At 69.9% G+C, this 25313-nt stretch carries 26 protein-coding genes and 1 tRNA gene; 14 read left to right on the top strand and 13 right to left on the bottom strand.

Going from position 1 to position 25313, the window contains the following annotated elements; genetic code table 11:
• Nucleotides 1-40 precede the first annotated feature (40 nt).
• The 5 genes from ACIRD8_RS34525 to ACIRD8_RS34505 all read left to right on the top strand — a co-directional run bounded on the left by ACIRD8_RS34525 (nt 41) and on the right by ACIRD8_RS34505 (nt 5195).
• Nucleotides 41-691, top strand: coding sequence for a GntR family transcriptional regulator (locus ACIRD8_RS34525; RefSeq protein ID WP_404000681.1), 651 nt, complete (start codon nt 41-43; stop codon nt 689-691).
• A 121-nt stretch (nt 692-812) separates the two neighbouring features.
• Nucleotides 813-1520: a 4-carboxy-4-hydroxy-2-oxoadipate aldolase/oxaloacetate decarboxylase gene (locus ACIRD8_RS34520; RefSeq protein WP_404000678.1), complete on the top strand. Its 708-nt coding sequence runs from the start codon at nt 813-815 to the stop codon at nt 1518-1520.
• Nucleotides 1517-2647, top strand: coding sequence for a 4-oxalomesaconate tautomerase (locus ACIRD8_RS34515; RefSeq protein ID WP_404000675.1), 1131 nt, complete (start codon nt 1517-1519; stop codon nt 2645-2647). Before ACIRD8_RS34520 ends, ACIRD8_RS34515 begins: the two co-directional genes overlap by 4 nt.
• Nucleotides 2628-3578: a catechol 2,3-dioxygenase gene (locus tag ACIRD8_RS34510; protein WP_404000672.1), complete on the top strand. Its 951-nt coding sequence runs from the start codon at nt 2628-2630 to the stop codon at nt 3576-3578. Before ACIRD8_RS34515 ends, ACIRD8_RS34510 begins: the two co-directional genes overlap by 20 nt.
• A 285-nt stretch (nt 3579-3863) precedes the next feature.
• Complete coding sequence (locus ACIRD8_RS34505; RefSeq protein WP_404000669.1) at nt 3864-5195, top strand: MFS transporter; 1332 nt, start codon at nt 3864-3866, stop codon at nt 5193-5195.
• Nucleotides 5196-5289: 94 nt separating this feature from the next.
• Here ACIRD8_RS34505 and ACIRD8_RS34500 read toward each other — a convergent pair.
• Together ACIRD8_RS34500 and ACIRD8_RS34495 are read right to left on the bottom strand one after the other, a co-directional pair.
• Nucleotides 5290-5363: transfer RNA gene (locus ACIRD8_RS34500), tRNA-Pro, on the bottom strand.
• A gap of 99 nt (nt 5364-5462) precedes the next feature.
• Nucleotides 5463-6401: a metallophosphoesterase gene (locus ACIRD8_RS34495; protein ID WP_404000667.1), complete on the bottom strand. Its 939-nt coding sequence runs from the start codon at nt 6399-6401 to the stop codon at nt 5463-5465.
• Nucleotides 6402-6480: 79 nt separating this feature from the next.
• Between ACIRD8_RS34495 and ACIRD8_RS34490 the strand changes: the two genes are divergently transcribed.
• Nucleotides 6481-6945 (top strand): GatB/YqeY domain-containing protein, encoded by a 465-nt coding sequence (locus tag ACIRD8_RS34490; RefSeq protein ID WP_404000664.1) that lies wholly within the window; start codon nt 6481-6483, stop codon nt 6943-6945.
• Between the two features lie 82 nt (nt 6946-7027).
• On the opposite strand, the gene ACIRD8_RS34485 is transcribed toward ACIRD8_RS34490, so the two are convergent.
• From ACIRD8_RS34485 to ACIRD8_RS34475, 3 genes are all read right to left on the bottom strand, one after another.
• Complete coding sequence (locus ACIRD8_RS34485; RefSeq protein ID WP_404000662.1) at nt 7028-7429, bottom strand: hypothetical protein; 402 nt, start codon at nt 7427-7429, stop codon at nt 7028-7030.
• A gap of 77 nt (nt 7430-7506) precedes the next feature.
• Nucleotides 7507-8109: a PASTA domain-containing protein gene (locus tag ACIRD8_RS34480; RefSeq protein WP_404000659.1), complete on the bottom strand. Its 603-nt coding sequence runs from the start codon at nt 8107-8109 to the stop codon at nt 7507-7509.
• 380 nt (nt 8110-8489) lie between these two features.
• Complete coding sequence (locus tag ACIRD8_RS34475; RefSeq protein ID WP_404000657.1) at nt 8490-10733, bottom strand: transglycosylase domain-containing protein; 2244 nt, start codon at nt 10731-10733, stop codon at nt 8490-8492.
• Nucleotides 10734-11131: 398 nt separating this feature from the next.
• Between ACIRD8_RS34475 and ACIRD8_RS34470 the strand changes: the two genes are divergently transcribed.
• Entirely contained in the window at nt 11132-11494 is a 363-nt protein-coding gene (locus tag ACIRD8_RS34470) for a WhiB family transcriptional regulator (RefSeq protein ID WP_404000654.1), read from the top strand.
• A 48-nt stretch (nt 11495-11542) separates the two neighbouring features.
• Here ACIRD8_RS34470 and ACIRD8_RS34465 read toward each other — a convergent pair whose 3' ends face one another.
• The gene (locus ACIRD8_RS34465; protein WP_404000651.1) at nt 11543-13018 is read right to left on the bottom strand and encodes an ArsA-related P-loop ATPase; all 1476 of its coding nucleotides are present in this window, start codon (nt 13016-13018) and stop codon (nt 11543-11545) included.
• Nucleotides 13015-14049, bottom strand: coding sequence for an ArsA family ATPase (locus ACIRD8_RS34460; RefSeq protein ID WP_404000648.1), 1035 nt, complete (start codon nt 14047-14049; stop codon nt 13015-13017). The genes ACIRD8_RS34465 and ACIRD8_RS34460 overlap by 4 nt, the downstream gene beginning before the upstream one ends.
• A gap of 71 nt (nt 14050-14120) precedes the next feature.
• Here ACIRD8_RS34460 and ACIRD8_RS34455 point away from each other — a divergent pair, with 71 nt between their 5' ends.
• The 4 genes from ACIRD8_RS34455 (at nt 14121) to ACIRD8_RS34440 (ending at nt 16631) form a co-directional block, all read left to right on the top strand.
• Complete coding sequence (locus ACIRD8_RS34455) at nt 14121-14279, top strand: DUF4177 domain-containing protein (protein ID WP_019992579.1); 159 nt, start codon at nt 14121-14123, stop codon at nt 14277-14279.
• Complete coding sequence (locus ACIRD8_RS34450) at nt 14279-14749, top strand: RidA family protein (RefSeq protein WP_404000645.1); 471 nt, start codon at nt 14279-14281, stop codon at nt 14747-14749. Before ACIRD8_RS34455 ends, ACIRD8_RS34450 begins: the two co-directional genes overlap by 1 nt.
• Before the next feature lie 134 nt (nt 14750-14883).
• Complete coding sequence (locus ACIRD8_RS34445; RefSeq protein ID WP_404000642.1) at nt 14884-15783, top strand: NUDIX hydrolase; 900 nt, start codon at nt 14884-14886, stop codon at nt 15781-15783.
• The gene (locus tag ACIRD8_RS34440) at nt 15780-16631 is read left to right on the top strand and encodes an MBL fold metallo-hydrolase (protein ID WP_404000639.1); all 852 of its coding nucleotides are present in this window, start codon (nt 15780-15782) and stop codon (nt 16629-16631) included. Before ACIRD8_RS34445 ends, ACIRD8_RS34440 begins: the two co-directional genes overlap by 4 nt.
• 106 nt (nt 16632-16737) lie before the next feature.
• Here ACIRD8_RS34440 and ACIRD8_RS34435 read toward each other — a convergent pair whose 3' ends face one another.
• A complete protein-coding gene (locus tag ACIRD8_RS34435) occupies nt 16738-17412 on the bottom strand; it encodes a Crp/Fnr family transcriptional regulator (RefSeq protein ID WP_031090867.1) in 675 nt (224 codons plus the stop codon).
• A gap of 253 nt (nt 17413-17665) precedes the next feature.
• On the opposite strand from ACIRD8_RS34435, the gene nth reads away from it, so the two are divergent.
• The 3 genes from nth (at nt 17666) to ACIRD8_RS34420 (ending at nt 20653) form a co-directional block, all read left to right on the top strand.
• Complete coding sequence (gene nth, locus ACIRD8_RS34430) at nt 17666-18508, top strand: endonuclease III (RefSeq protein WP_404000635.1); 843 nt, start codon at nt 17666-17668, stop codon at nt 18506-18508.
• A gap of 110 nt (nt 18509-18618) precedes the next feature.
• Nucleotides 18619-19356, top strand: coding sequence for an NUDIX hydrolase (locus ACIRD8_RS34425; RefSeq protein WP_404000632.1), 738 nt, complete (start codon nt 18619-18621; stop codon nt 19354-19356).
• 91 nt (nt 19357-19447) lie between these two features.
• Nucleotides 19448-20653 carry a MarP family serine protease gene (locus ACIRD8_RS34420; RefSeq protein WP_404000629.1) on the top strand — a complete coding sequence of 402 codons (1206 nt, stop codon included), beginning with the start codon at nt 19448-19450 and terminating at the stop codon, nt 20651-20653.
• 178 nt (nt 20654-20831) lie between these two features.
• Here ACIRD8_RS34420 and ACIRD8_RS34415 read toward each other — a convergent pair whose 3' ends face one another.
• The 5 genes from ACIRD8_RS34415 to ACIRD8_RS34395 form a co-directional block, all read right to left on the bottom strand.
• Nucleotides 20832-21035, bottom strand: a complete 204-nt coding sequence (locus ACIRD8_RS34415) for a hypothetical protein (RefSeq protein WP_099173506.1) — start codon at nt 21033-21035, stop codon at nt 20832-20834.
• A gap of 105 nt (nt 21036-21140) precedes the next feature.
• Nucleotides 21141-22118, bottom strand: a complete 978-nt coding sequence (locus ACIRD8_RS34410) for an alpha/beta fold hydrolase (protein ID WP_404000626.1) — start codon at nt 22116-22118, stop codon at nt 21141-21143.
• Nucleotides 22115-22642 carry a phage holin family protein gene (locus ACIRD8_RS34405; protein WP_404000623.1) on the bottom strand — a complete coding sequence of 176 codons (528 nt, stop codon included), beginning with the start codon at nt 22640-22642 and terminating at the stop codon, nt 22115-22117. Before ACIRD8_RS34405 ends, ACIRD8_RS34410 begins: the two co-directional genes overlap by 4 nt.
• Nucleotides 22643-22681: 39 nt before the next feature.
• Nucleotides 22682-24082 carry a Na+/H+ antiporter NhaA gene (gene nhaA / locus ACIRD8_RS34400; RefSeq protein ID WP_404000620.1) on the bottom strand — a complete coding sequence of 467 codons (1401 nt, stop codon included), beginning with the start codon at nt 24080-24082 and terminating at the stop codon, nt 22682-22684.
• Between the two features lie 400 nt (nt 24083-24482).
• Nucleotides 24483-25313 (bottom strand): AMP-binding protein (locus tag ACIRD8_RS34395; RefSeq protein ID WP_404000617.1); only part of this gene is annotated, 831 nt, incomplete at its 5' end.

Genomic DNA, 25313 nt, shown 5'->3' with positions numbered 1-25313 from the left:
TAGATTTAGGTTCGACAGGCACTCACTCAGGGGGGCAACGATGCCGAAGCAAGCCGGTCCGGCCAGTGGGGAGCAGGCCAGGCAACTGGCTCTGACCCGTCTGCGGCAGGCGATTCTGCGCGGCGAGATGGCACCGGCCCAGCGGCTGGTGGAGAACGAGCTCGCCGAGCAGTTCGGTGTGACACGGGCCAGCGTCAGGGCGGCGCTGATCGAGCTGGAGTCGGAGGGACTGGTCGAGCGGATCCGTAACCGCGGATCACGGGTGCGCGTGGTGAGCGTCGACGAGGCCGTCGCCATCACCGAGTGCCGCATGGCCCTGGAAGGGCTCTGCGCGGCCAAGGCGGCCGTCGCGGCCGGCGACGAGCAGCTGGACCGGCTCGCGGGAGTCGGCGAGGCCATGACCAAGGCCGTCGCCGACGGCGAGCCCATGCTCTACTCCGACCTGAACCATGAACTCCACGCCCTGGTGAGGGAGTTCTCCGGTCAGCAGACGGCCGTGTCGCTACTGGAGCGGCTGAACGGCCAACTGGTGCGCCACAGGTTCCAGCTCGCCCTGAGGCCCGGACGCCCACAGCAGTCCCTGAGTGAACACCTGGCCATGATCGACGCGATCAGGGCCAGGGATCCGCAGGCGGCCGAGGCGGCCGTCCGCTCCCACCTGGCGAGCGTGATCGAGGCACTGCGCGGTTGACGCGCCGCGTCCGGTCGACGCACTGCGCGCACGGCGCGCCGCGCTGGTGGGCCGATGCCCTGTCCAGCAAGGAGAGTTCAGCCATGACAACCGAGACGGCGCGGACCGCGGAGCGGCCGGCATGAGCGGCGTCATCGTCACCGGACCGCCCAGGGCGGACGCGCGGGACATCGAGGCGCTCGCCGGGTACGGCGTGGCCACCGTGAGCGAGGCGATGGGGCGTACGGGCCTGCTCGGACCCGAACTGAGGCCCGTCCAGGAGGGTGTACGGATCGCGGGCAGCGCGGTCACCGTGCTCAGCTGGCCCGGCGACAACCTCATGATCCACGCGGCGGTGGAACAGTGCGGCGAGGGCGACGTCCTCGTCGTCACCACCACCTCCCCCTCCACCGACGGCATGTTCGGCGAGCTGTTCGCCACCGCGCTCAGCAGGCGCGGAGTGCGCGGAGTCGTGATCAACGCGGGCATCCGCGACACCCAGGAGCTGCGGGACATGGGCTTCGCCGCCTGGGCGAAGGCGGTGTCCGCCCAGGGGACGGTGAAGGCCACCGGTGGTTCCGTCAACGTCCCGGTCGCCATCGGGGGCCAGGTGATCCACCCCGGCGACGTCGTGATCGCCGACGACGACGGTGTGGTGGTCGTGCCCCGTGAGCGCGCCCGCGAGACCGCCGAGGCGTCCGAGGCGCGGGAGGCCAAGGAAGCAAAGGCGCGCGCGGCCTTCCTGGAGGGCCAACTCGGGCTGGACCGTTACGGACTGCGCGAGAAGCTCGACGCCCTGGGCGTGCGGTACACCTCGTACGAGGACCACGCGCGGGAGGCCGGAGCGTGACCGGCGGACCTGCGGAGGTCCGCTGCCTCCTGATGCGGGGCGGTACGTCCAAGGGGGCCTACTTCCTCGCGGACGACCTGCCCCGGGATCCGGCCGCCCGGGACGATCTGCTGCTGCGGATCATGGGCAGCCCCGACCCGCGCCAGATCGACGGGCTGGGCGGGGGGCACCCGCTCACCAGCAAGGTCGCGGTCATCTCCGTACCGGACGACCCGGACATCGATGTGGACTACCTCTTCCTCCAGGTCGGCGTCGACACCGCGGAGGTCTCCGACCGCCAGAACTGCGGCAACCTGCTCGCCGGGGTCGGCCCCTTCGCCGTGGAGCGCGGTCTGGTCGCCGCCGCGGACGGGCGGACGTCCGTACGCATCCGGATGGTCAACACCGGCGACCTGGCGACGGCGTCCTTCCCCACCCCCGGCGGGCGCGTCGACTACACCGGGCCGGCGAGGATCTCCGGGGTGCCGGGCGCCGCCGCACCGGTGGTGATCGGGTTCGCTCCGGGCGACAACCCGCTGCTGCCCACCGGCCGGGCCTGTGACGTCATCGCCGGCACCCCGGTGACCTGCGTCGACAACGGCATGCCGACCGTGCTCATCGCGGCCGAGGCCCTGGACGTCACCGGCTACGAGAGCCCGCGGGAGCTGGAGGAGAACACCGCCCTGCGCGACCGGATCGAGCGCATCCGCCTCGAAGCGGGCCCCCTCATGGGCCTCGGCGACGTCCGCGGCGCGACGGTGCCCAAGCTCAGCCTGCTGGCCCCGCCCGCCGAGGACGGCGCGGTCACGACCCGTACCTTCATCCCGCACCGCTGCCACACCTCCATAGGCGTCCTCGGCGCCGCGGGCGTCGCCGCCGGGCTGCGCGTCCCCGGCAGCGTCGCCGAGGGCATCGCCCGGCTGCCCCCGGACGGCGACCGGCTGCGCATCGAACACCCCACCGGGTTCCTCGACATCGAGGCCGCCGTCGGGACGGGCGCGGACGGCACCCCCGTCGCAAGGCGCACCGCGGTGGTCCGTACCGCACGAAAGATCTTCGACGGCACCGTCTTCCCCCGGTCCGAGCAGACAGCTCGCCCGTCCGAACTCTCCCCGCAAGGAGCCGCAGATGACTCCCCCTCTCGGTGACATCGCCCATGTCGGCCACGCCGAACTGCTCACTCCGGACCTGGAGGGCAGCGTCCGGTTCTTCACCGACTACCTCGGCCTGACCGTCAACGGGCAGGACGGCGACTCCGTCTACCTGCGCACCTTCGACGACTACGAGCACCACAGCCTGGTGCTCACCGCGGCGGCGAAGCCCGGCCTGCGCCGCACCGCCCTGCGCACCTCCAGTGAGGAGGCCCTGCAGCGAAGGGTCGCCGAACTCGAGGCCACGGGCCATGCGGGGCGCTGGGCGGAGGACGAGCCGGGCATCGGGAAGCTCTACCTCACCGCCGACCCGGACGGCCACGAGATCGCCCTGTACTGGGAGAGCGAGTACTACGAGGCGCCTCCGGAGCTCAGGCCCGCGCTGAAGAACCAGCCGCAGGCCAAGCCCAACCGGGGCGTGGGGGTGCGCCGCCTGGACCACATCAACTTCCTCGCCGCCGACGTCGCCGCCAACGCCGACTTCCACCAGCACGTACTCGGCGCCCGGCCCACCGAGCAGATCCAGCTCGACACGGGCAGGATCGGCGCCAAGTGGCTGACCTTCAACAACAAGTCGTACGACGTCGTCTACACCTCGGACTGGACGGGCTCCACCGGGCGCCTGCACCACATCGCCTTCGCCACCGACACCCGCGAGGACATCCTGCGCGCGGCCGATCTCGCCATCGACAGCGGCGTGTTCATCGAGACGGGCCCGCACAAGCACGCCATCCAGCAGACGTTCTTCCTGTACGTCTACGAGCCGGGCGGCAACCGCGTCGAGCTCTGCAACCCGCTCACCCGCCTCGTGCTCGCCCCCGACTGGCCGCTGGTCACCTGGACCGAGGCCGAGCGTGCCAAGGGGCAGGCGTGGGGCCTGCGGACGATCGAGTCCTTCCATACGCACGGCACCCCGCCGCTGGACTGAACCGGCGGCGTGCGGGGAGGGGCGGGCGGCACGCACCTGTGGGCCGCCCGCCCCGTCGGCATGCCCGCACGCGCCCGGTCGGCATGCCCGTGCCCACGGCCGGGGCGGCAGCGCGACGGGCGTGGCCAGATTGTTCCTAAGATTGTTGACAAAAGCGTTGACGTTAAATCCCGGGGTCCTTAACGTCAACGGCACATTCGGGTCCGCCGCGATCGAGCCGCACCGACCCGCCCCCTCCGAAGCTTCTTCAGGGACAGAGCTGTCCCGGACGAGAGGAATACCCCGATGTCCTCCCCATCCCCCGCCACCGGGGCCCGCAGCAGCCGGCTCGCCCTGCTGGTCGTCGGCCTGTGCTGGCTGGTCGTCCTCTTCGACGGCCTCGACATGTTCATCTACGGCTCCGTCCTGCCGCACATGCTGGAGACCAAGGCCCTCGGCATCGACCCGGGCAAGGCCGGTGACATCGGCTCGTACGCCACCTTCGGCATGCTGATCGGCGCACTGTCCTCCGGCACCATCAGCGACTGGGCGGGCCGCAAGAAGACGATCGTCGTCTCCACCGCCGTCTTCTCGCTGGCCTCCGCCATCTGCGCCGTGGCAGGCACCCTCGGCGTCTTCAGCCTGGGCCGCTTCCTCGCGGGCCTCGGTCTCGGCGGCCTCCTGCCGAGCACCATCACGCTGGTCAGCGAATACGCCCCGCGCGGTCGCGGCGCGCTGATAGTCGGCTCCCTCATGACCGCCCACCAGGCCGGTGGCATCGTGGCCGGTTTCGTGGCGCTGTGGACCGGCGACTGGCGTGTGTCCTTCTGGATCTGCGTGATCCCGCTCTTCATCGGCGTACCGCTGGCCGTCAAGTACCTGCCCGAGTCCCTGACGTTCCTGCAGGCCAAGGGGCGTACCGAAGAGGCCCGGGCGCTCGCCGGCCGGTACGGGGTCGAGGCGCCCGCCGCCGCCCCCGGGGTGAAGCGCCCGGCCGGCACCGAACGCTGGAGCGCGGTCGCCGCCCTGTTCCGCGGCGGCCTGTGGGTGCAGACCCTGTTCTTCTGGCTGGCGTCCTTCGGCGGACTCCTGCTCGTCTACGGCGTCTCCCAGTGGCTGCCCTCGATGATGCGCGCCTCCGGCTACGACCTCGGTTCCTCGCTCGGCTTCGTCATCGTCATCAACCTCGGCGGCATCGTCGGCATGCTCGTCGGCGGCAGGCTCACCGACAGGTTCGGCGGCGCTCGCATCGGCGCGATCTGGTTCGGTGCCACCGCCATCGGCGTCTACATGCTCAGCGTCCACATGCCGCTGGCCGTGACCTACGTCGTGGTCTTCCTGACCGGCCTCTTCCTCTTCAGCGCCCAGGCGATGATCTACGCCACCGTGGCCGCCCGCTCGGACGACGACAACCGCGCCACGGCAGTCGGCTGGACCTCGGGAATGGGCCGCTTCGGCGCGGTCTTCGGCCCCTGGCTCGGCGGCCAGCTCCTCGCCACCGGCTCGACCACGACGGGCTTCACCGTCTTCGCGGCCGCGGGCGTCTTCTCCCTGATCTTCATCGGCCTCACCGGTCTGCCGTCGGTGAAGCGCACCACGGACGGGGACACCGCGCGCCCGGTCTCCGCGACGGGCTGAGGGGCGGGGCCGACGCCACCACGGCCGCCTCCGGAAATACAGGAAGGGCCTGATCCTCAGAGAGGATCAGGCCCTTGACCTGGTGTTTCAGCTGTCGGGGTGGCGGGATTTGAACCCACGACCTCTTCGTCCCGAACGAAGCGCGCTGCCAAGCTGCGCTACACCCCGATGTCCACCGATTGTGCTGGCGACATCGATTACTTTAGCCCACCCGCGCCCGGAGGCGAAATCCGGTTTTTGCGCCCCGGCGCGGGAGGGCCGGGAGCCTCAGTCGCGGGGCGTCAGGGTCAGCAGGGTCGCCTCGGGCGGGCAGGCGAAGCGGACCGGGGTGTAGCGGTTCGTGCCGCAGCCCGCCGAGACGTGGAGGTAGGCCCGCCGCTCGCCGACCGTGTGTCCGGAGAGACCCTTCACCCGGTCCGTGTCCAGGTCGCAGTTGGTGACGAGGGCGCCGTAGAAGGGGATGCAGAGCTGACCGCCGTGGGTGTGACCGGCCAGGATCAGGGGGTAGCCGTCCGCCGTGAAGGCGTCCAGGGAGCGCAGGTACGGGGCGTGGACGACGCCGATCGAGAGGTCCGCGTCCGTCTCCGGGCCGCCGGCGACCTCGGCGTACCGGTCCCGCTTGATGTGGGGGTCGTCCAGGCCGGTGAAGCCGATCTCCAGCCCGTCGGCCTTGATCCGGCCCCGGGTGTTGGAGAGGTTCAGCCAGCCCGCCTCGTCGAAGGCGTCCCGCATCGGCTCCCACGGGTTGTGGACGACGTTGACCGCCGGCGCGTTCCCGTTGAGGCCGTGCTTGCCCTGCGTCTTCTCCAGGAGGTAGCGGACCGGGTTGCGGAGCTTCGGGCCGTAGTAGTCGTTGGAGCCGAAGACGTAGACCCCGGGGAACTCCATCAGCGGCCCGAGGGCGTCGAGCAGCTCCGGCACGGTCTCCGGGTCGGAGAGATTGTCACCGGTGTTCACGACGAAGTCCGGGCGCAGGCCCGCCAGCGACTGCAGCCAGGCGCGCTTCTTGCGCTGGCCGCTCACCATGTGGATGTCGGAGACCTGGAGGACGCGCAACGGGCGTGCTCCGTGCGGGAGTACGGGAATCGTGATCCGGCGGAGACGGAACGAGCGGGCCTCGAATCCGGCCGCGTACACGAGACCGGCGGCGCCGACCGCTGCGCCGACTGCCGTGACTTTCAGGGGTACTCCGTAGCGTGCGCGCATGGGGCCATCGTCGCAGAAACGGTGCGGCGGGACGAAAACAGGCGGGCGTCAGGTGCCCCGTACCTGTCACAATCGCCGCATGACCACGCTCAAGTCCAAGCTCAAGGAAGACCTCACCACGGCCATGAAGGCGCGTGACGAGCTCACCTCGTCCACCCTCCGGCTCACCCTGACCGCGATCACCAAGGAAGAGGTCAGCGGCAAGGCGTCGCGCGAGCTCTCCGACGACGAGGTGCAGAAGGTGATCGCCAAGGAGGCGAAGAAGCGCCGCGAGGCGGCCGAGGCCTTCGCGCAGGGCGGCCGGACGGAGCAGGCCGAGCGCGAGAAGGCGGAGGGCGAGCTGCTCGACGCGTACCTGCCCAAGCAGCTCTCCGACGACGAGCTGAACGTGATCGTCGCGCAGGCCGTCGAGGAGGCGAAGAGCGCCGGCGCCGAGGGGCCGCGCGCCATGGGCGCCGTCATGAAGATCGTCAACCCGAAGGTGGCCGGGCTCGCCGACGGTGGCCGGGTGGCCGCGACGGTGAAGAAGCTGCTCGCGGGCTGATCGCCGGCCCGGGGCCAGGAGCGCGACGGGCCCTCCGGCGGGAAGTGCTTTCCGCCGGAGGGCCCGCCGAGAACACTCCGGATCAGCTGTAGGTCGTCACGTGCTCCAGCATGTGGTCGTAGCTGTCCCAGTGGATGCCGCCGGTCACGGTCCCGTCCCAGACGCCCGTGTACGCCACCAGCGTGATGTGGCGGTCCTCGGGGAGCGACATGTTCACGTGACGCGTGGAGCCGGCCTTGGTCCGGTTCCAGTAGTAGTACGTGGTGTCCCCCTGCACGATGAGCCGAGCCACCGTCGACTTGCCGTCCGAGACGAGGTCGGTGACATAGAGGTGCTCGCCGGACGGTACGAACTTGGCCTGGCCGAGCTTGGACGCGGTGTAGATGCTCACGGCGGGGTCATCGGCCTGTGCCGAGGACGCCGTGATTCCTCCCATCAGTGCGACTGCGGAGGCGATGGTGATGGCTCGCATTGCGTTACGCATGTGTGGCATCTTTCGGTCGGCGGGCATCGGAAATACAGACTCGGCAATGAAGAGGACCGCGATCTTCCATGCGCTCTTTATTGTCCGGTCTTGGTTTTCTGCGTGGTGCTGCAGTCGGCTGAGATGTGCATCAGCACTTTCTCGTCAGCCTTGAACGGCTTTCCTGCGGCAGGGGACTGGGAGCACACCCGCCAATTCCTTGCCGTCCGCGAGTCGAGGCGCCTGGACGGTGCCTGCTGGTCCTGGGCCGTCATGCGGTCGGGTGAGAAGCCGGTCGAAGCCATCAGAGCCGCGGCTTCGGCGCTCGTCCTGCCCGTGACGTCGGGGACCGGAGGGCGTGGCACCACAGCACCCCTCTTCGCGGGGCAGGTTTCCGCCGAAGGCACCACGAAAAGGTCGATCGCGCCGTACTCCGGCTTGTCCTCCGTGAAGCAGACGGCGTACCCCCGGGTCATTTCCGGAGGTATGTACCTGCCCAGGAAGGTCGCGTCACGGACGGACAGCCCCAGCCCCGCGGACGTCACCTCGTCCACGACCTCCACCAGCGGAGTCCCTGGCTTCACAGCCCGAAAGCCTTCCTCGGCCCCGGTCGGCGGGGCCTTGGAGGATCCGCAGCCCGCGACAAGCAGGGAAGTCGCCGCGAGGAAGGAGAGCATTCTTGTTTTCTCGATGACTCGCAACCGTCATTACACCTTTATTTTTGTGCGACTCCGTCGAAGAGTGAATTCTGTCCGCGGCCCTTTGTCCGTCGATCATAGGCGTGGAGGGTGCATGCGACCACCGGTTAAAGCGCAAGTAAATCGGAATAAGGCGATCCGTTACTGCGCTGTGTGAAACGCGGCGGCCGCGAAGTCGTTTGTGGGTGGAATTTATGGGTTCGCGGCCGGGGGCGAACCGTGGTTTCCTCACGAAGAGTCATGTGAGGTCCGTCACGCGATTGCGGTCGGCCCCGCGTGACGAAGGAAGAGGCCCCCGGGTGACGAAGGAAGAGGGCCCCGCAACGAAGAAGGAGGGCGCCCCCCGGCGGGGGAGCGCCCTCCTTCATGACTGACGGGGAAGATCAGGGGCCGTTGCCGCCACGCCCGCCGCCGTCGTTCCCGCCGATGACGCCCGGCGGCAGGGTGATGCCGCCGATCGGGTCGGCGCCCGGCTTGTCGTTGTCGTCGTCGCCGTTCCCGCCGTTGCCCTCGCCGCGGCCCTTGTCCTTCTCCTTGTCCTTCTCCTTCTCCTTGGCGCGCGGCACCGAGATCGGGTTGAAGGACGGGGTCTCCGAGGCGTTGAGCGCGCCGGTCATCGCGGTCTTCCAGATGGGGCCGGGGAGGCAGCCACCGCAGACCTTGTCGTAGTACTGGCCACCGATGGTGATGTCGTACATCTTGGTGGTCTTCTCGCCGATGTCGTCGCCGACCCAGACCGCGGTGGAGAGGTTCGGGGTGTAGCCGACGAACCAGGCGTCGAGGCGGTCGTTCGTCGTACCCGTCTTGCCCGCGTTGTCGCGGTCGGTGAGGCCGGCCAGGGTGCCGGTGCCGTCCTCGACCACGCCCTTGAGCATCTGGCTGATCGTGTCCGCCGTCGGCTCGCTCATCGCGCGGGAGCACTTGGTCTTCGGTACGGCGATCTTCTTGCCGTCGGGGCCGGTGATCGAGTCGATGGCGACGGGCGTGCAGTACGTACCCCGGTTGGCGAACGTGGCGTACACGGAGGCCATCGAGAGCGGGGTGCTCACCTCACCGCCGAGGGTGATCGAGGCGTGCTCCTCGATCTCCTTGCCGTCGCCCCGCTCGTAACCGACCTTCTTCGCCATCTCGACCGTCTCGCAGAGGCCGGCCTTCTGCTCCAGCTTGGCGAAGTAGGTGTTGATGGACTTGCCGAGCGCGCTCGTCATGTCCCAGCTGCCCTTTTCGGACTCCATCTCGTTCTGGAGGTCCCAGTTGCTGCTGCCCGTCGGGGCCCCCGCGCAGGTGCGGAAGGAATTCAGCGGCAGCGAGATCTTCCAGTCGGTGGAGTAGCTCTCCGCGGGGCTGATGCCCTTCTCCAGAGCGGCGGCGGCGGTGATCGGCTTGAAGGTCGAGCCGACCTGGAAGCCGTAGGTGCTGCCGCCCATCCTGTTGCTGACGCCGAGGTTGAGCATCGTCTGGTGCTTCTTCTGGTCCAGGCCGTACGGCCTGGACTGACCCATCGAGAGGATCTTGCCGGTGCCGGGCTCGACCTGCACCACGGACGCGGCGACCTTGTCGTCCTTGTAGACCTTCGAGGTCGCGGCCTCGTTGGCGGCCGCCTGCGCGCGCGGCGAGAGCGTGGTCCTGACGGTCAGCCCGCCGAGGTTCCAGAGCTTGGCGCGTTCCTCCTGGGTGGCCCCGAAGGTCGGGTCGGTCAGGACGGTCTTGCGCACGTAGTCGCAGAAGAAACCGGCGCCGCTGACGGCCGTGATGCAGCCGCTGTTCGGCTTGCTGACCTTCAGCTTGAGGGGACTGGCGATGGCCTTGTCGGCCTCGGCCTGCGAGATGTCGCCGACGGCGGCCATGCGCTGCAGCACGGTGTTGCGGCGCTTGGTCGCCTCCTCCGCGTCGTTGACCGGGTCGTAGCGGGTCGGCGACTGGACGAGACCGGCCAGCATCGCCGCCTCCTCCAGCTTCAGGTCCTTGGCGTGCTTGGAGAAGTACCGCTGCGAGGCGGTCTCGATGCCGTAGGCCTGCTGCCCGAAGAAGGTGATGTTGAGGTAGTTCTCCAGGATCTTCTTCTTGCCGAGCTCCTCCTCGACCTGGATCGCGTACTTCAACTCCCGTACCTTGCGGCCCAAGGTCTGCTGGGTGGCCTCGGCGACCTTGTCCGGGTCGTCACCCGCCTCCTCGACGAAGACGTTCTTCACGTACTGCTGGGTCAGCGTCGAGGCGCCCTGCGCGGCACCGCCGGCCTGTACGTTGCGGTTCATCGCGCGCAGGATGCCCTTGAGGTCGACGGCCCCGTGCTCGTAGAACCGCGAGTCCTCGATCGCGATGATCGCGTCCTGCATGTACGGGGAGATGTCCTTGAGCGGGACGACGGTGCGGTCGCGCGAGTAGTCCGTCGCGATGAGCCCGCCCTCGTTGTCCAGGATCGTGATCCGCTGGCTCAGCGGCGGAGTCTTGAGGTTGGAAGGGATCTCGTCGAATCCCTCGACCGTCCCCTTGGCGGCGAGGCCTAGTGCGCCGGCGGCCGGCAGCGCGATGCCTGCCAGTACAGCTCCGGAGAGCGCGGCGACACCGAGGAACTTGGCGGCCTGCTGGGTCGTCGTCAGACCCCCGCCTGAGCGCTTCTTTGGCATGGGGGCAGCCTACGTTCTCATTCGCCGGACACGCGTATAGGCCTTGGCCTAAGCTGCTCTCAACTGTCACAGCAGTCCGATTTTGTATCAACCCCCGTGCACGGCCTTCAACGGAATTCAGCCACCTGCCGAGGCGTTCCCGAATTCGCCTCATGTGTCACTGAATGTCTGTTGCGACTTGGGGTTTCTGTCCCGATTCTGTCGGGAAGGTCGCGCATGTCCTCGCATCACTCCCCTGGGTGATCTGCCGCGTACGCATAGTCCGTTCGGGCCATTCAAGATTGGGCCCGAAGGGGGTGTTGTGCTGTGCCCACCTTCCGTAACGTCCTCAACTGGCAGCGGTGAATATGCCGCTACCGCCGTGGGGGAGCCTCGATTCGGGAGAGGACGGCGCCGGCATGGGCTGGGTAACCGACTGGAGTGCGCAGGCAGCCTGCCGCACTACCGATCCGGATGAATTGTTCGTACAAGGGGCGGCGCAGAACAGGGCCAAGGCGGTGTGCACCGGTTGCCCGGTGCGGACCGAGTGCCTGGCCGATGCGCTGGACAATCGCGTCGAGTTCGGCGTGTGGGGCGGAATGACGGAGCGGGAGCGCCGCGCACTTCTGCGCCGACGTCCCACCGTCACGTCCTGGCGCCGCCTGCTGGAGACCGCGCGCAGTGAGTACGAGCGGTCCACAGGCATGCTGCCCGCAGCGGTGGGCCTGGACGACGACCTGCACGACGACGCACTGCACGAGACGTTCGCCGCGGTGGGGTAGGCGCGGGCGCTGACCCGCACGGACGCCCCGGGGAGACCCGGTGGGGTCCTACGCGGCTCCGGCCGGAGTGGAAGCGGAACCGGTCGCGAGCAGTTCCCCGATGGCCCTGAGGCCTGAGAGGTCGTGCACGTCACCTGGCAGCGCGGCCACCTCGGCCACCGGGACTTCGGGGTGGAGCGTGGTGAAGCGGTCCCGTGTGTGCTGTTCGCGCGCGACGACCTGCATCCGCTCGGCGTGCAGCCGCAGCAGACCCGCGGTCAGCTGCTCGATGGACACCTCGACGGATGCGGCGTCCGTGGCGGCCGTGTCGTGTCCGTCTGTTTCCGTGTGCCTGGATGGTCCGGACGGATCAGTCGTCTTCCGGCCACGGCTGCGCGGCTCGGCAGGCTCGGGCTCAGGGGTGTGCGTCGTCCGGTCGTGCTGGGGCGGCTCCTGCTGTGACGGCTCGTGCGGGGCGTGCTCGTTGCTGCGCTCGGGGGAGAGCGGCTCCGGGGCTTCGGGAGAGGTGGGTGACGCCGGGTCCACCGGGTCACCAAGGCCAGCCTTCCCGGCCGTCTGATCCACAATGCCGGCGTCCTCAAGATTTTCTGCGGCCGCCAGCGCCCGCTCCGAGGAGAGCCGCGCGGCCTCGCTGCCGTGCACCCGGTTGAGGACCAGCCCGGCCAGCGGCATCTCCTCCGCGGCCAGCCGTTCCACGAAGTACGCGGCCTCGCGCAGCGCGTCCCGCTCCGGCGTCGCCACCACGAGGAACGCCGTACCGGGCGCCTGGAGCAGCTTGTACGTCGCATCGGCCCGGGTACGGAATCCGCCGAACATGGAGTCCATCGCCGCGACGAAGGTCTGTACGTCGCGGAGGAACTGCCCGCCGAGCAGCTTGCCGAGCGTCCCCGTCATCATCGACATCCCGACGTTGAGGAATTTCATCCCGGCCCGCCCGCCGATCTTCGCCGGTGCGATCAGCAGCCGGATGAACTTCCCGTCCAGGAAGGAGCCGAGACGTTTCGGCGCGTCCAGGAAGTCCAGCGCGGAACGGGACGGCGGGGTGTCGACGATGATCAGGTCCCACTCGTCGCGGGCCCTCAGCTGGCCGAGCTTCTCCATGGCCATGTATTCCTGTGTGCCCGCGAACCCGGCCGACAGCGACTGGTAGAAGGGGTTCTCCAGGATCGCGCGGGCCCGCTCGGCATCCGTGTGCGCCTCGACGGTCTCGTCGAAGGTGCGCTTCATGTCGAGCATCATGGCGTGCAGCTCGCCCTCGCCCTGGATGTCCTCGACCCGGCGCGGGATGTTGTCCAGCTGGTCGATGCCCATGGACTGGGCGAGCCGGCGGGCCGGGTCGATGGTGAGGACGACGACCTTGCGGCCGCGCTCGGCCGCCCGTACACCGAGGGCCGCCGCGGTCGTGGTCTTGCCCACGCCGCCGGAGCCGCAGCAGACGACGATGCGGATCTCCGGGTCGTCCAGGAGCGCGTCGGTCTCCAGCCCCGGTGCGACGTCCGGTGCGATGTCCGTGTCCACCGTCATGACCCCGCCCCTCGTCCGGAGCCGCGTCGCTTCCCGCCCCGGGGCGCCTGCCCCGCCGCGTCCGCGGTCTCGTCGCCGACACCCTGCTTGTGGAGCTCCTCCGCCAGCTCGTGCAGCGCGGACAGGCCCACTCCCTCGCCCATCAGCGGGAGCTCGGCCATGGGCAGTTCCAGCCCGGCCAGAACGGCGCGCTGCTCACGCTCCAGGCCGACGCGCTGGGCATGCTCCGCGGCCTGCGCGACGAGCGGCCGTACGAGCCCGGCGGAACCCGTCACACCGGCCCGGGTGAGCGTCTTCGCGATCTCCTTGCGGCGGCCTCCCGAGGCCGTGCGCAGCGCGTCCTCGTCCAGCAGATGGGGCCGCACCATGTTCACGACGACCCGGCCCACGGGCAGTTCGGCGGCCCGCAGCTCGGAGATGCCGTCCGCGGTCTCCTGGACCGGCATCTCCTCCAGGAGTGTCACCAGGTGGACCGCGGTCTCGGGGGACTTCAGGACCCGCATCACGGCCTGCGCCTGATTGTGTATGGGGCCGATCCTGGCCAGCCCCGCCACCTCGTCGTTCACGTTGAGGAAGCGTGTGATGCGGCCGGTGGGGGGCGCGTCCATGATCACGTAGTCGTAGACGAACCTGCCCTGCTTGTCCTTGCGGCGTACGGCCTCGCAGGCCTTTCCCGTCAGCAGGACGTCCCGGACCCCCGGGGCGATGGTGGTGGCGAAGTCGATCGCGCCGAGCTTCTTCAGGGCCCGGCCCGCGCTGCCCAGTTTGTAGAACATCTGGAGGTAGTCCAGGAGGGCGCGCTCGGCGTCGATCGCCAGGGCGTGCACCTCCCCGCCGCCGGGCGCCACGGCGATCCTGCGTTCCTCGTAGGGGAGGGGCTCCGACTCGAAGAGCTGGGCGATGCCCTGCCTGCCCTCGACCTCGACGAGGAGAGTGCGCCTGCCCCCGGTCGCGAGGGCGAGCGCGAGTGCGGCGGCGACCGTGGTCTTACCGGTCCCGCCCTTGCCGCTGACGACCTGGAACCTGCTCACGTCTTCGAGCCTAACCAGTCGGCAGGCAGGCTACGCACGAGGCCGCCTGTGCCAGGCATTACAGTCGGCTCATGACCAAGTGGGAATACGCGACCGTGCCCCTTCTCGTGCACGCGACCAAGCAGATTCTGGACACCTGGGGCGAGGACGGCTGGGAGCTGGTCCAGGTCGTTCCCGGCCCGAACAACCCCGAGCAGCTCGTGGCCTACCTGAAGCGGGAGAAGCCGTAGTGGCGGGCGCCGTCGAGGCGAGGCTCGCCGAACTCGGCCTGGCGCTCCCGGACGTCGTACCGCCGCTGGCCTCCTACCAGCCGGCCGTGCAGTCAGGGGTGTACGTCTACACCTCCGGCCAGCTCCCGATGGTGGACGGCACGCTCGCGGTGACCGGCAAGGTCGGCGCCGAGGTGACGGCGGACGAGGCCAAGGAGCTGGCGAGGACCTGCGCGCTGAACGCCCTGGCGGCGGTGAAGTCGGTCGCCGGTGACCTGGACCGGATCGCCCGGGTCGTGAAGGTCGTGGGCTTCGTCGCCTCCGCATCCGACTTCACCGGCCAGCCGGGAGTCGTCAACGGCGCGAGCGAACTGCTGGGCGCGGTCCTGGGCGACAAGGGCGTGCACGCACGCAGTGCCGTCGGCGTCGCGGTGCTGCCGCTGGACGCGCCGGTCGAGGTCGAGGTCCAGGTCGAGCTCGTCGACGCCTGATCCGCTCCCGCCTGATTCCGTACCCGTCTGATCCCGCCCGGTCCACGCGACCGGGCGGGATCATTCATGTACGGGGCAGGCATCGATGTCCGGGGCCCCTCGAACATCGGCGCGGTTCCGGATAGCCTCCGGCCATGTCGAACGGTCAGTGGTACCCACCGGAATGGCCCGCCCGGATCAGGGCCCTCGCCAGCGGCGAGCTGACAGCCGTGACCCCCAGGCGTGCGGCCACGGTGATGCTGCTCCGGGACGACGCGTCGGGGCAGGACGCCCCCGGTCCCGCCGTCCACATGCTGCGCCGGCGGACCTCCATGGCCTTTGCCGGCGGCGCGTACGCCTATCCGGGTGGCGGGGTCGACCCGCGCGACGACGACCACCTCGTGCGCTGGGCCGGTCCGTCCCTGGAGACCTGGGCCGGCCGGCTGGGCGTCGGCACGGCCGCTGAGGCGCAGGCCGTCGTCTGCGCCGCGGTCCGTGAGACGTACGAGGAAGCGGGCGTCCTGCTGGCCGGGCCGACCGCGGACACCGTCGTGAGCGACACCACGGGCGCCGACTGGGAGGCCGACCGTGAGGCCCTCGTCGCCCGGGAGCTGTCCTTCGCCGGGTTCCTGGACCGCCGGGGCCTGGTGCTGCGCTCCGACCTGCTCGCCGCGTGGGCGCGCTGGATCACCCCGGCCTTCGAACCGCGCCGCTACGACACCTGGTTCTTCGTGGCCGCCCTCCCGGAGGGCCAGCGCACCCGGAACGCCTCCACCGAGGCCGACCGCACCGTGTGGATCCGGCCCGGTGACGCCGCGGACGGCTACGACAAGGGCGAACTGCTGATGATGCCGCCCACCGTGGCCACCCTGCGGGCACTGAGGCCGTACGGGACGGCCGCGGAGGCGTTGGAGGCGGCGGACTCCCAGAACCTGGCTCCCGTGCTGGCAGAGGCCCGTATGGAGGGTGACGAGCTGGTGCTGAGCTGGCCGGGACACGAGGAGTTCACCAAACACGTCCCGGCGGCCCACGACACGGACGGGACCACCGCATGAGTGACGCGGCGGCACTGCCCGGTCAGCCCCGCGGCGGCGTCCTCTCCGGGCCCGCCACCACCCGTGCGGTCAACGTCCTGGCCCCCAACGCCTCGGCGATGACCCTGGACGGCACGAACACCTGGATCGTCGCCGAACCGGACTCCGATCTGGCGGTCGTGATCGACCCGGGGCCGCTCGACGACGTACACCTGCGGGCCGTCATCGACACCGTGGAGCGGGCGGGCCGGCGCGTCGGCCTCACCCTGCTCACGCACGGGCACCCCGACCACGCGGAGGGCGCCCTCCGGTTCGCCGAGCTCACCCGCACGAAGGTGCGCGCCCTGGACGCGGCGCTGCGCCTGGGCGACGAGGGGCTCGCGGCCGGAGACGTGATCACCACGGGAGGGCTGGAACTGCGGGTCGTCCCCACCCCGGGGCACACCGCGGACTCGCTCTCCTTCCATCTGCCGGCCGACCGGGCCGTACTGACGGGCGACACGATCCTCGGGCGCGGCACCACCGTCGTGGCCCACCCGGACGGACGGCTCGGGGACTACCTGGACACCCTGAGGCGGCTGCGCTCGCTGACGGTCGACGACGGGGTGCACACGGTGCTCCCGGGGCACGGGCCGGTGCTGGAGGACGCCCAGGGCGCCGTCGAGTTCTATCTCGCCCACCGGGCGCACCGCCTGGCCCAGGTGGAGACGGCCGTGGAGGCCGGGCACCGGAAGCCCGCCGAGGTCGTGGCCGCGGTGTACGCGGATGTGGACCGTTCGCTCTGGCCGGCGGCCGAACTGTCGGTGCGGGCGCAGCTGGAGTACCTGACCGAGCACGGTCTGATCCGGCCCGACCCGGACGGGTTCTGACCGGCCGGCGCGGGCACGCGAAAGGCCCCACCGGGCGGTGGGGCCTTTTCGACGGCTGCGGCTCCTCCGGGCGTCTGCGCCCAGGGGTGCGTACGCGGCGGAGGCGTCAGCGGGACCGCTTCGCCAGCCGCTCCACGTCCAGCAGGATCACGGCGCGTGCCTCGAGCCGCAGCCAGCCGCGGCCCGCGAAGTCCGCGAGCGCCTTGTTGACCGTCTCGCGGGAGGCGCCGACCAGCTGGGCCAGCTCCTCCTGCGTCAGGTCGTGAACGACGTGGATGCCCTCCTCCGACTGCACGCCGAAGCGGCGCGACAGGTCGAGGAGCGCACGGGCGACACGGCCCGGCACATCGGAGAAGACCAGGTCGGACATCTGGTCGTTGGTCTTGCGCAGCCGGCGGGCGACCGCCCTCAGCAGCGCGGTGGCCACCTCGGGACGGGCGTTCAGCCAGGGCTGGAGGTCTCCGTGACCGAGGCCGAGGAGCTTGACCTCGGTGAGCGCGCTCGCGGTGGCGGTGCGCGGGCCCGGGTCGAACAGCGACAGCTCGCCGATCAGCTCGCCGGGGCCGAGCACGGCCAGCATGTTCTCCCGCCCGTCGGGAGAGGTGCGGTGGAGCTTCACCTTGCCCTCGGTGACCACGTACAGGCGGTCGCCCGGGTCGCCCTCGTGGAACAGCGCGTCGCCGCGTGCGAGGGTCACCTCACTCATCGAGGCGCGGAGCTCCGCGGCCTGCTCGTCATCGAGCGCCGCGAAAAGCGGGGCGCGCCGCAGAACGTCGTCCACGAGTTCTCTCCTTGTCGGCCTGTTCAGGGAAGCGTGGTTTCCATGATGCCGGACGGTAAAACAGTGCGATCGATCACAAACCAGTTTGACGCACGGGCGTGCCGGACCCTACGGCAGGGGGCCGATCGAGCGTGGATACGCGGTGACCGGGGCGGATGTCAGCCCCTGGCTCTAGGCTGGCCGGGTGTCCGGAACGCCGGTGAGAGCGCAGGCCGAGGGGGCTGATGGGGTGTCGGGAGACAGGAATTCCGCTGTGGGCGAACAGGTCGTACGAAGTAAGAAAAAAGCCGCGAACCGCTCGACGGGAGCAGCGGCGGGCAAGCCCGCGAAGCCCGAGTCGCATCTCGCGATGGTCCGCCGTGCCCGCCGGATCAACCGTGAGCTCGCCGAGGTCTATCCGTACGCCCACCCCGAGCTGGATTTCCGTAATCCCTTCGAGCTCCTGGTGGCCACGGTCCTCTCCGCGCAGACCACCGACCTGAGGGTCAACCAGACCACCCCGGCCCTCTTCGCCGCCTACCCGACGCCCGAGGACATGGCCGCCGCCGTTCCCGAGAAGCTGGAGGAGACCATCCGGCCGACCGGGTTCTTCCGGGCCAAGGCGCGGTCACTCATGGGCCTGTCGGCCGCCCTGAGGGACGACTTCGGCGGAGAGGTCCCCGGCAGGCTGGAGGATCTCGTGAAGCTGCCCGGCGTCGGGCGCAAGACGGCCAACGTCGTCCTCGGCAATGCGTTCGGAGTGCCCGGCATCACGGTGGACACCCACTTCGGCCGGCTGGTCCGGCGCTGGAAATGGACCGAGCAGGAGGACCCGGAGAAGGTCGAGGCCGAGACCGCCGCGATCTTCCCGAAGAGCGAGTGGACGATGCTCTCGCACCGTGTGGTCTTCCACGGCCGCCGCATCTGCCACTCCCGCAAGCCCGCCTGCGGCGCCTGCCCGATCGCCCATCTCTGCCCTTCCTACGGGGAGGGCGAGACGGATCCCGAGAAGGCCAAGAAGCTCCTGAAGTACGAGATGGGGGGCTACCCGGGTCAGCGCCTCAGCCCACCCCCGGACTATCCGGGCAGCCCCGCACCCCCGCTCGGAGCCGGGTGAGCGGCCGGCTCACGAGGCCCAGGGGCGAGCGGGGTCCGGCACCGGCCCGCCGGGCGGGTCCGTGCGGAACGAAATCGCCGACGACAGGCGTTGGAACGACGGGGGTGCCCATGACGCACGCACAGAGCACACGGGCCGCGACCGACGCGGCCACCACGGGGACGGGCGCGCCCCACGACAGCGCGATCACCGTCACCACCGAGGGCCTGCCCGGCTGGCTGGAGCCCGTGGCACGGGCCGCGCAGACCGTGCGGGCCCAGCAGCTCAGCCGTTTCCTGCCGCCGGAGAGCGGTGCCGGGCGCCAGTCGGCCGTCCTGATCCTCTTCGGCGAGGGCGAGCGCGGTCCGGAGCTGCTCCTGATGGAGCGTTCGGGTTCCCTGCGCTCCCACGCCGGCCAGCCGTCCTTCCCCGGCGGCTCGCTCGATCCCGAGGACGGCGACCACACGACCACCGGGCCGCTGAGGGCGGCGCTGAGGGAGGCGGAGGAGGAGACCGGGCTCGATCCCAGCGGTGTCCAGCTCTTCGGTGTGCTGCCCCGGCTCTACATCCCGGTGAGCAGCTTCGTCGTCACGCCCGTCCTCGGCTGGTGGCGGACGCCCAGCCCGGTGGGAGCCGTCGATCCGGCCGAGACCGCCCGAGTCTTCACCGCCCCCGTGGCGGATCTCACGGACCCCGCCAACCGCGCGACAGCCGTCCATCCGAGCGGCCACCGAGGTCCCGCATTTCTGGTCGAATCCGCCCTGGTCTGGGGATTCACAGCCGGTGTGATCGACAGGATTGTGCACTACGCGGGATGGGAACGCCCCTGGGACAGGACCAGACAGGTGCCGCTCGACTGGCGCGCATGACAGGCTGACTCCCGTGCTGCGCTGTTCCGGGCCTGGCCCGGACCCCGTCGAACCGGACGGGCCAGGTGACGAATCTGCGAGGCTATAGACGGTGAACGTGCTGGACATCCTGCTGCTCGTCGGCGCCGTGTGGTTCGCGGTCATCGGCTACCGCCAGGGTTTCGTCGTCGGCATCCTGTCCGTGATCGGCTTCCTGGGCGGCGGCCTCGTGGCCGTCTACCTGCTGCCCATCATCTGGGACCAGGTGACCGACGGGTCGGAGGTCTCCTCCACCGCTGCCATCGTCGCGGTCGTGATCGTGATCGTGTGCGCCTCCGTGGGCCAGGCGTTCACCACCCACCTCGGCAACCGGCTCCGCCGGTACATCACGTGGTCACCGGCGCGCGCCCTGGACGCCACGGGCGGCTCGCTGGTCAACGTGGTGGCCATGCTCCTGGTGGCGTGGCTGATCGGCTCCGCACTGGCCGGCACGTCACTGCCGACGCTGGGCAAGGAGGTCCGCAGCTCGTCGGTCCTGCTCGGTGTCTCCCGGGTGATGCCCGATCAGGCCTCCACCTGGTTCACGGACTTCTCCTCCGTCCTCGCCCAGAACGGCTTCCCGCAGGTCTTCAGCCCCTTCGCCAACGAGCCCATCACCGAGGTCGAGCCCCCGGATCCGGCGCTGGCCGGAAGCCCTGTCGCCACCCGTGCCAAGAAGTCCATCGTCAAGGTCGTCGGTATGGCGCCGGGCTGCGGCAAGGTCCTCGAAGGAACCGGTTTCGTCTTCTCCGACCGCCGTGTGATGACCAACGCCCATGTGGTCGGCGGCGTCGACGAACCGACCGTCCAGATCGGCGGCGAGGGCCGGCTGTACGACGCCAAGGTCGTCCTCTACGACTGGCAGCGGGACATCGCCGTACTGGACGTCCCGGACCTGGACGCCGAGCCGCTGCGCTTCACCGACACCGACAAGGACGCCGGGAGCGGTGACAGCGCCATCGTCGCCGGCTTCCCGGAGAACGGCGCCTACGACGTACGCTCCGCGCGCATCCGGGGCCGCATCGACGCCAACGGCCCGGACATCTACCACCGGGGCACCGTGCGGCGCGACGTGTACTCGCTCTTCGCGACCGTCCGCCAGGGCAACTCCGGCGGCCCGCTGCTCACTCCGGACGGGAAGGTGTACGGAGTGGTGTTCGCGAAGTCGCTCGACGACCCGGACACGGGTTACGCGCTGACGGCCGACGAGATCCGCGAGGACATCGAGCTCGGCAAGTCCACGGCCCAGCAGGTCGACAGCCAGGGCTGCGCGCTCTGAGGTCTCCGTCCGACGAACACCGTGGCCCGGCTACCAGGGCCCCGGCTGCCGCGGAAGCCGGCTAACCGGTCACTGCCGTGGTCGGCCCCGGCCGCCGCCGTACGGATGCCACGTACAGGTCCCCGGTCCTCGACGGACCGGGGACCTTCGCGTGGTGTGTCGTCCGGCGGCTGACGGGTCATCCGCGGGGGTGGCGCAGGCGCGCCGAGACCCAGCGGGCCCGGCGGTGGAGAATGCGCGGAATGCCCAGCCGGAGATCATGGAAATCGCTCACATCGTGCACCCGGCTCGGAGAGCCGCCCCCCTCATGAATGCTCGGACCAGCAGGAGCGGTCGAGCGGCGGTTGCGTGCTGCGTCATTGAAGTCGCGCGTCCAGCCCATACCCCGACGTCTGCCCGTGACCCAAGGTCGGTAATCGTGCGCGAGTCAGCCAATTGGCTTATGCGGCAGGCAAGTGGCTGTTCGTCAGACACCTGTGCCAGTCGGCTACCGGTCGGGCTCGGGGTCCTTGAGCCAGTTGATGAGTTCGGTCGAGAAGCCGACCGGATCCTCCTCATGGGGGAAGTGCCCCAGACCGTCGAAAAGTCGCCACCGGTACGGCGCCTCGACGTACTCGCCGGACCCCGCGGAACTACGCGTCCGGACCGCCGGGTCGAGCGAGCCGTGGAGGTGCAGCGTCGGTACACGCACCGGGCGCTTCATCCGCCGGTTGAACTGGACGCCGTCCGGACGGGCCAGTGAGCGGACCATCCAGCGGTACGGTTCGATCGAGCAGTGGGCTGTCGACGGGATGCACATGGCGCGCCGGTAGACGTCCATGGCCTGGTCGTCGGGGAAGTCGGGGGTGCGCGGCCCGGACCAGTCACGGATCAGCCGGGCCACCAGGGCCGCGTCGTCCGCGACGAGCTGACGCTCCGGCACCCACGGCCGCTGGAAGCCCCAGATGTGCGAGCCTGCCCGGGACTGAGCGAAGTCCGAGAGCATCGAGGAACGCCAGCGGCGCGGGTGCGGCATCGACGACACCACGAGCCGACGGACCAGCTTCGGCCGCATCACGGCCGCCGTCCAGGCGAGGTAGCCGCCCATGTCGTGGCCCACGAGCGCCGCGTCGGGCTCACCGAGCGAACGGATCACGCCGGTGACGTCGAGCGCGAGGTTCGCGGGGTCGTAGCCCCGGGGCGTACGGTCGCTGCCGCCGACCCCGCGCAGGTCCATCGCGACCGCGCGGTACCCGGCGTCGGCCAGGGCGGTCAGCTGATGGCGCCAGGTCCACCAGAACTGCGGAAAACCGTGCAGCAGCAGTACCAGGGGCCCGTCGCCGAGCTCGGCGATGTGGAAGCGCGCGCCGTTGGCGGCCACATCACGGTGCGTCCAGGGGCCATCGAGCCGGACGGGGCCGCCGGAACCGGCAGCCGGTCCCAGCGGCCCCACCGGGCCGGATGTGCCGAAATCGGGGTCGGTCATGTGGACGAGCGTGTCACAGAGACCGCCTTGTCCTGGGCAGGACGGTTCTCGATGGCCCTGTCCGCGAGTGTGCTGCCCTGCGCCTGTTCGATCGCCCGGGCGCCGGCGGGGCGGGGGTGGGGCTTGACGCCCTGCAGGACCGCCGCGGTCTGCTTCGCCGAGGCGATGGACTTCTCCGGCGGCTTGACCTTCTTGAACTTGGCCAGCCCGAAGAGGGCGAGCAGGATCCCCAGCAGGATGAACGCACCGCCCACGATCAGGAACGACCAGGCGAGACCGAGCCCGAGGTTGTGGATCCCGTAGGCCGCGGCGAAGCTCAGCACGGGGATCGCGAACAGGATCAGCACACCCGTGACGATGAACGCCACGCTGCCGATCGCGCCACGCTTGACGTCCTGACGCACCTCGGCCTTGGCCAGGGCGATCTCGTCGTGCACCAGCGCGGACATCTCCGCCGTCGCCGCAGCGAACAGCTGTCCGAGACTACGGTCGGTGCTGCCCGCGTAGTTGCCGGGGTCGCTCATCCCTGACTCCCTCTCCTCTTCCGTACATCCGATGTCAGATCATGCCGGACTGTCCGGCTTGCTGCTCGCTGCCCCCGCCCGTTGGGCCAGGCGGCGATGCTCTGCAGCCTTCTTCTCGTGGATCGCGGCCATGCGCAGGTGGTACTCCGGGTCGTCCTGCTCGTAGACGTCGGGCACACCTGATCCGTCCGCGTCGAGTTCCTCGGCCTCGTACAGCGTCCTGTATCTGCGTACCCGCAGTTTGAGCAGTACACCGGAGAGTACGGCGGCAATCAGGGAACCGATGAGCACCGCTGCCTTGACTTCGTTGATCATGTCCTCGTCGCCCGTGAAGGCGAGCTCCCCGATGAGCAGCGAAACGGTGAAGCCGATACCGGCCAGCGTGGCCACGGCGAAGACGTCGGCCCAGGCGAGATCCTTGTTGAGCTGGGCCTTCGTGAAGCGGGTGACGAGCCAGGTGCCGCCGAAGATGCCCACGGTCTTGCCGATGACCAGACCGAGTACCACCCCGAGCGTTTCGGGCCGGGTGAAGACGCCGGCCAGGGCATCGCCCTTGAGAGTGACGCCGGCCGAGAAGAGGGCGAACAGCGGGACCGCGACGCCGGCCGACAGAGGGCGCACCATGTGTTCGATGTGCTCGCCTGGGGACTGCGTCTCACCCTCGCGCCGGGAGCAGCGCAGCATGAGCCCCATGGCGACGCCGGCGATCGTCGCGTGGACGCCGCTGTTGTACATGAGACCCCAGATGACCAGGGCGAGCGGCAGGTAGATGTACCAGCCGCGCACCCCCGTGCGCAGCAGCACATGGAACACGGCCAGCCCTGCGAAGGCTCCGCCGAGCGCCAGGAAGTCGATGCTCTCGGTGAAGAAGACCGCGATGATGAGGATGGCGAAGAGGTCGTCGACCACGGCCAGCGTCAGCAGGAAGGCGCGCAGCGCCGACGGCAGCGACGTGCCGATGACCGCGAGCACGGCGAGTGCGAACGCGATGTCGGTGGCGGTGGGGACGGCCCAGCCGGCGAGGGACCCGCCGCCGAGTGTGGCGGTCAGCGTGTAGACGACGGCGGGGACGGCCATGCCGCAGAGCGCCGCCGCCACGGGGAGGGCCGCGGCCCGCGGGTCACGGAGTTCTCCGGCGACCAGCTCACGCTTGAGCTCGACGCCCGCGACGAAGAAGAAGACGGCGAGCAGTCCGTCGGCGGCCCAGTGGGACACCGAGAGATTGAGCCCCAGAGCTTCCGGGCCGAAGTGGAAGCCGCTGACGGACTCATAGGTGGAGCCGAAGGTGTTGGCCCAGATCAGCGCGGCGACGGCCGCGACCAGCAGGATGACGCCGCCGACCGTCTCGGTGCGCAGGGCGTCGGCGACGTAGTTGCGCTCGGGAAGTGAAAGCCGGCCGAGCAGAGTACGGCGGCCGGACGGGGGAACGGGCGGGGCCACGGGGGAGACCTCCGGGTCGGGTTACGGCAGTGGTGGCATGGCGAATACACATGCCGACCAGACTTCCCGGCGCCCCTGTGAAGATTTCCTGTGCTGTTGTCGCTCGCTGCTCGCTGCTCGCTGCTCGCGCCTGCGTACCGGCGTGCACGCGATCGTGCTGACGTACTCCGCGCACTTTGCGAACTCCGCCGACGAATTCATCACTCTACCTGGGCTGTGGGAAACGTATCCGGGCCCGGGGGCCGCCGCCCGGCGACGCACACCTGCGGCCGTACGTCTCTGCCCTGCCCCGGACGCCGAAAGGGGCACCCGGGGGGTTCCGGGTGCCCCTGGAGGCGTACGAACGGACCTGTCAGGCCTTGGCCGGCGGACCTGGCATGTCTGGTCGGCTTGGTCGGCTCTAGTCCTCGGACGAAGCGGAGGGCAGCTGCGTCTGGATGAGTGACATGACCGAGGAGTCGGTGAGGGTGGTGACGTCTCCGAGTTCGCGGTTCTCGGCGACGTCGCGCAGGAGGCGGCGCATGATCTTGCCGGAGCGGGTCTTGGGCAGCTCGGCCACCGGCAGGACGCGCTTGGGCTTCGCGATGGGCCCGAGGGTGGTGCCGACGTGGTTTCGCAGCTCGGCGACCAGTTCGTCGGAGGCCGTTGCCGTCCCGCGCAGGATCACGAAGGCGACGATGGCCTGACCGGTCGTCTCGTCGTTGGCGCCGACCACGGCGGCCTCCGCGACCGAGGGGTGCGACACGAGAGCCGACTCGACCTCGGTGGTCGAGATGTTGTGCCCGGACACGAGCATGACGTCGTCGACCCGGCCGAGCAGCCAGATGTCGCCGTCCTCGTCCTTCTTGGCACCGTCACCCGCGAAGTACTTGCCCTCGAAGCGCGACCAGTAGGTGTCGATGAAGCGCTGGTCGTCACCCCAGATGGTGCGCAGCATCGACGGCCACGGCTCGGTGAGGACGAGATAGCCGCCCCCGCCGTTCGGCACCTCGTTCGCCTCGTCGTCGACGACGGTGGCGGAGATTCCGGGCAGGGCCCGCTGGGCCGAACCGGGCTTGGTCGCCGTGACCCCGGGAAGCGGCGAAATCATCATGGCGCCGGTCTCGGTCTGCCACCAGGTGTCCACGATCGGACACGTGTCGGCGCCGATGTGCTTGCGGTACCAGATCCAGGCCTCGGGGTTGATCGGCTCACCGACCGAACCCAGGACACGCAGCGACGACAGATCGAA

The organism is Streptomyces sp. NPDC102451, assembly GCF_044765485.1.
Taxonomy (GTDB): Bacteria; Actinomycetota; Actinomycetes; order Streptomycetales; family Streptomycetaceae; genus Streptomyces.
This window is presented reverse-complemented; position numbering and strand designations above follow the sequence as displayed.

Excerpts from the sequence above, each read along its gene's own strand:
- ACIRD8_RS34525 (WP_404000681.1), top strand. The coding sequence starts at position 41 with ATGCCGAAGCAAGCCGGTCCGGCCAGTGGGGAGCAGGCCAGGCAACTG.
- ACIRD8_RS34520 (WP_404000678.1), top strand. The coding sequence starts at position 813 with ATGAGCGGCGTCATCGTCACCGGACCGCCCAGGGCGGACGCGCGGGAC.
- ACIRD8_RS34510 (WP_404000672.1), top strand. The coding sequence starts at position 2,628 with ATGACTCCCCCTCTCGGTGACATCGCCCATGTCGGCCACGCCGAACTG.
- ACIRD8_RS34505 (WP_404000669.1), top strand. The coding sequence starts at position 3,864 with ATGTCCTCCCCATCCCCCGCCACCGGGGCCCGCAGCAGCCGGCTCGCC.
- ACIRD8_RS34495 (WP_404000667.1), bottom strand. The coding sequence starts at position 6,401 with ATGCGCGCACGCTACGGAGTACCCCTGAAAGTCACGGCAGTCGGCGCA.
- ACIRD8_RS34490 (WP_404000664.1), top strand. The coding sequence starts at position 6,481 with ATGACCACGCTCAAGTCCAAGCTCAAGGAAGACCTCACCACGGCCATG.
- ACIRD8_RS34485 (WP_404000662.1), bottom strand. The coding sequence starts at position 7,429 with ATGCGTAACGCAATGCGAGCCATCACCATCGCCTCCGCAGTCGCACTG.
- ACIRD8_RS34475 (WP_404000657.1), bottom strand. The coding sequence starts at position 10,733 with ATGCCAAAGAAGCGCTCAGGCGGGGGTCTGACGACGACCCAGCAGGCC.
- ACIRD8_RS34470 (WP_404000654.1), top strand. The coding sequence starts at position 11,132 with ATGGGCTGGGTAACCGACTGGAGTGCGCAGGCAGCCTGCCGCACTACC.
- ACIRD8_RS34465 (WP_404000651.1), bottom strand. The coding sequence starts at position 13,018 with ATGACGGTGGACACGGACATCGCACCGGACGTCGCACCGGGGCTGGAG.
- ACIRD8_RS34455 (WP_019992579.1), top strand. The coding sequence starts at position 14,121 with ATGACCAAGTGGGAATACGCGACCGTGCCCCTTCTCGTGCACGCGACC.
- ACIRD8_RS34445 (WP_404000642.1), top strand. The coding sequence starts at position 14,884 with ATGTCGAACGGTCAGTGGTACCCACCGGAATGGCCCGCCCGGATCAGG.
- ACIRD8_RS34440 (WP_404000639.1), top strand. The coding sequence starts at position 15,780 with ATGAGTGACGCGGCGGCACTGCCCGGTCAGCCCCGCGGCGGCGTCCTC.
- ACIRD8_RS34425 (WP_404000632.1), top strand. The coding sequence starts at position 18,619 with ATGACGCACGCACAGAGCACACGGGCCGCGACCGACGCGGCCACCACG.
- ACIRD8_RS34415 (WP_099173506.1), bottom strand. The coding sequence starts at position 21,035 with ATGGGCTGGACGCGCGACTTCAATGACGCAGCACGCAACCGCCGCTCG.
- ACIRD8_RS34410 (WP_404000626.1), bottom strand. The coding sequence starts at position 22,118 with ATGACCGACCCCGATTTCGGCACATCCGGCCCGGTGGGGCCGCTGGGA.
- ACIRD8_RS34405 (WP_404000623.1), bottom strand. The coding sequence starts at position 22,642 with ATGAGCGACCCCGGCAACTACGCGGGCAGCACCGACCGTAGTCTCGGA.